6 protein-coding genes are annotated in these 3993 nt (G+C 40.8%); 3 read left to right on the forward strand and 3 right to left on the reverse strand.

The genetic code is table 11. The features are described 5' to 3' along the window. Together GQR46_RS17110 and GQR46_RS17115 are read left to right on the forward strand one after the other, a co-directional pair. A partial coding sequence (locus GQR46_RS17110; protein WP_165741684.1) for a replication endonuclease occupies window positions 1-1136 on the forward strand: 1136 nt, incomplete at its 5' end. A 405-nt stretch (window positions 1137-1541) separates the two neighbouring features. Then, a complete protein-coding gene (locus GQR46_RS17115; RefSeq protein ID WP_165741686.1) occupies window positions 1542-2147 on the forward strand; it encodes a KilA-N domain-containing protein in 606 nt (201 codons plus the stop codon). Window positions 2148-2186: 39 nt separating this feature from the next. On the opposite strand, the gene GQR46_RS17120 is transcribed toward GQR46_RS17115, so the two are convergent. Continuing rightward, the gene (locus tag GQR46_RS17120) at window positions 2187-2603 is read right to left on the reverse strand and encodes a type II toxin-antitoxin system HicB family antitoxin (protein ID WP_007378160.1); all 417 of its coding nucleotides are present in this window, start codon (window positions 2601-2603) and stop codon (window positions 2187-2189) included. 54 nt (window positions 2604-2657) lie between these two features. Further along, complete coding sequence (locus tag GQR46_RS20705) at window positions 2658-2837, reverse strand: type II toxin-antitoxin system HicA family toxin (RefSeq protein ID WP_007378159.1); 180 nt, start codon at window positions 2835-2837, stop codon at window positions 2658-2660. A gap of 187 nt (window positions 2838-3024) precedes the next feature. On the opposite strand from GQR46_RS20705, the gene GQR46_RS17130 reads away from it, so the two are divergent. Continuing rightward, a complete protein-coding gene (locus tag GQR46_RS17130) occupies window positions 3025-3375 on the forward strand; it encodes a hypothetical protein (RefSeq protein WP_165741688.1) in 351 nt (116 codons plus the stop codon). Here GQR46_RS17130 and GQR46_RS17135 read toward each other — a convergent pair. After that, window positions 3372-3617 (reverse strand): ogr/Delta-like zinc finger family protein, encoded by a 246-nt coding sequence (locus GQR46_RS17135; protein WP_007378157.1) that lies wholly within the window; start codon window positions 3615-3617, stop codon window positions 3372-3374. The two genes, GQR46_RS17130 and GQR46_RS17135, sit on opposite strands and share 4 nt — an antisense overlap. Between the last annotated feature and the right edge of the window lie 376 nt (window positions 3618-3993).

The raw sequence follows: 3993 nt of genomic DNA on the forward strand, positions 1-3993 counted from the left end.
CTAAAAAATTTAAGGCTAAAAACCACAAAGCGCCTACCAAATTTTACCGCACATTCAGCCCACGCTTTGACGCTGTAAAGCTGGATAAAAGCAAGGGCAGTGCAGCCAGCTATATTGCTAAATACATTAGTAAAAACATTGATGGCTATATGCTTAGCGATCATATTGACGCTGACACAGGCGAAAACCTGCAAGAGCAAGCCAACCCCGTTTTAGCCTGGGCGAGTACGTGGAATATTCGCCAGTTTCAATTTCAGGGTTCGCCAAGCGTTACGGTTTGGCGAGAGCTTCGCCGTATGCGTACCGCTGTAAAAGACGAGGTAATAGAACCTATTCGCTACGCTGCAGATACTGCCAACTGGAAAGACTACGTAAAACTGCAGGGTGGTATGTGTATTGGGCGCGCGGCTAACTTTAAATCAATGTATGAAGCCACCCCAATGGGTAACGACTACGCCGAAGTAGTACGCCGTATAAAAGGCGTTATTACTAATACTGATTACAAAGCAACGCTTACACGCTTGTTTTATAACGTACATAACGTAATTACAGATACCAGCTTAAAAACCCGTTTAATCGAATGGACCAGGCAGCTCAAAGGCACAGCAGAGAAAATTGCAGCTAAGGATAACACCAACGTCGGCGCAGCCGACCTATCTTGGTCTAGTGGTAATAACTGTACGCCTATAGCCGTGGGCTCTAGCGCGGAGTTAATACTAGATATGATCGGGTGTGACAAAAAGGACATTGAAGAGGTTAAAAAGGATCTAATTGCAGGTAAAAGGATCGCGAGAAACGGCCATATTTACCAAGTCAAAGATGGCCAGTTACATGTATTAGACGAAAACGCCCAATTAAAACAAAACAAGCAACTCGATATTGAATACCGAGCAAAAACATTTGCCCAAAAATCGGGTAGCTGGCATGTAACAGAGGAACACTGGCAACAAGCCCGCGAACTTGTAGACCTTGCTTATCAATATGCAGAGCTAGAAGGGCGCCAAGCGCTTAATTCAACTACAAACGAAAACGGCCTAGTGACAATTGGTGATTGGGACTTAGTTACTTTAGTTAAACAAGGCAGTGCATCAGCAATCAGCAGTAACGATTGGTGGGCACTGGATATGATGGCTTAAATGTACCCGTAAGTTACTTAATTGACGGGTACAGTTACGTTGAAGTGTACCTACGAATTAACTAATCCGTAGGTACAGATAAAAACAAAAAATAGAAAACGATTGAAGGAGGTAAAACTAACCTAATTGACAATTCGCCTTGTGCGGGGCTATAGTAAAAAGGCACTGGCTCATCCAGTGCCGGGATTCGAACCCCGCAATTAACAAAGGTGCATTGTCACCAGCTTTTTAGCTGGTTTTTTAATGCGCACGCTTTAGCACACCCATATTATGGTGAGCTGGAGTGAGGCCACTTCGGTGGGCCGTTTCTTTGTTTGCGGTAGTTCGAACCTCGCTTTAGCTTGCCACCCAAAAATTCGAACTTTTGAGTGGCTTAAATGCATATACAAAACAAAGGTTCTTATTATGAACAACCAACTTATTATTTCAAATACCCTAATCCCAGTTGATCACTACAACCGTGTAAACCTAAACGCACTGCATAAAGCCAGTGGGAAAGAAAACAGCAAGCGCCCGTCAATATGGCTTACAACTAAATCAGCAAATGAGCTTGTTAACGAGCTAAGCAAGGATTCTTGCTTAGGTCAAAATGTAATCAACAAGCAAAGAGGCGGTAACGGTGGAGGCGGAACATTCGCCCACGAACTATTAGCCATTTCTTACGCAGGCTGGATCAGCCCAAAATTTCAATTAGAAGTAAACCGCGTATTTCTCCACAGCAAACGCAACGAACCCGAGCTTGCCACCTTGCCAACCCTAAGCGAATTACCAATATTGGACTTTCCCGAAATGCGCTTAAGCATGTTTATACCGTTTAGAGACATGTTTGATTGCGGCTGGCGCTTACGTATGAACCAGTTATTCACCATATTGCGCCAGTGCCAACGCAGCAACACACCAATAACAGTTAAAGACGTAACAGGCCTAGAGCAAGAACTACGATCACTGCTTCACATAGTCGAAACCCAAGGCAACAAACTAAGCAGTATTCAACGTTTTGTGAATTATTAATAGGCAGGCAGTAAAAAGGGCGCTAAATGCGCCCTTAGTTTAGCGTGCTGAAATACCTTGTATTTCATGCTGTGCCGCTAACTGTAAAAAGTTTGAACGGCTTTTGTATTGCGGATGTGCTTTAACTAAATCATCAATTTGCTTAGTTAATAAGTTAGGCAAAGTTACGTTAATTTTACCTGCTTTGCCTAAGTAGGGTTCAAGATCAATATCAACCAATGCCCATACCCAGCCTGAAAACTCAGGGTTATTTACGTGAGCGTTAATATTACTTGATTGCGGCGGTAAAATACCGTCTTCGGCTAATAACTCTAAATGAGTTTCTAGTGCGTCTTTAGCGTTTAATAGTGCTTGCTCGAATGAGTCACCGGCACTATAACAGCCTTGCACATCAGGAAACACCACGCCAAATGCTTCAGTTTCTGTGCCTTTTTCAATTGCGATTGGATATAACATCGCTATTCTCCTAATGAGTGTTTACAACAGTGATAGAGTTAAGGAAATAGGGGCTTAAAGCCCCGCATCTTTCAGTATTTTTGCTACCAATCCTTTGCCTAAATCTTTCTTAGGGTGGGGAACGGTAATGAGATTGGTATGGTTTGGATGCCTAAAGTGATGATGACTGCCTTTCACTCTAACTTCTTGCCAACCCGCCTCTTCAAGCTGTTTGATTAAATCCTTGCTATTCACTGTACCTCGCTTTATTTCTCAACGTGGGGTTACTATAACCCCAGTAATAAACAGAGTCAACTATTTATAACTCCAATAACTCTAAATTATTTAAAAATGAAAATGTTAAACTTGCACAAACTAGTCAGCTGAATTAAGTTACATAAATAAAGCCGCTATGTTTGTCGGTTATTTTCTAGGAGGTATTATGGTAGGTGAATGGATTTCATTAATTCTTAGTGGTGCGTTTTCAGGTTTTTTTATAGGGGCTGCAATCTTTGTAGTAATTTATTTTGGCAAGCTCTATCTTTTTGATAAAACTGATGACGATGTAGCAATGCTTATTGCGTTAGTAGTAATTGTGTTAATCCTCTTTGGCTTTTATGGGTTCAGCATTAAAAACTTTCTTGAAGCTGCACAATCAGAAAATAATAGGCCTATTGAAGATATATTTAGGGCAGTCCCTTTTATAATGGCTCATGCTTTATTTTTAGCTTGTGCCTACGTTGGAGTTCGATTAAGTAAAATGATGTTGAGAAAGAAATTACTCGGTTATTAAATACCTAGCAGACTTAGCTGCTGTTCCTTAGGTAGTTTTTTAATAAGCGCCGCAGCAAGTTCTTGGGTGCTTTTTACAGGCGGATTTAAGAAGTGATCAAACGATTGGGTAATGCGGAACGTAGCCCCGCACTCTTTTGTATTGGTGCACGAGCAATATAAATTAACCACATGCGCGCTTTGCTTTTCGCGTGACGTAATTGTTGCTTTAGCTTCGCAATTTGGACAAGTAACCCGCGCCATTATATTCACCAATCGTTAATAAAATACACTGTTATTATATACAGTGGTTGCATGTATGCCAAACAACCATTTAACTATTAGCTGAGAACCCAAAGGCTCCAAAATTCACTCCTCCTCGCCTTCCGCTTTCGTGCAAAAAATGCGTTCAATTGACAACCCCAGTGACAAGCCATTTTTAGCTAGCCCTTATAACTAAAGGATCTAAATGAAAGTTTAAAAGGATCATAATGGCAAAAATGTGACAATGTTTGACAAAAGCTGACAGCATAAAGATCAAATAGGTGGTGATTTGCCTAATATTGAAATATCATTAATTTATTATCAGTTAAATGATAAATTAATTATGAAATATTTATTTAAAGGTAGACAAACGCCA

This window comes from Pseudoalteromonas sp. Z1A6, from assembly GCF_011378745.1.
Lineage (GTDB): Bacteria > Pseudomonadota > Gammaproteobacteria > Enterobacterales > Alteromonadaceae > Pseudoalteromonas > Pseudoalteromonas arctica.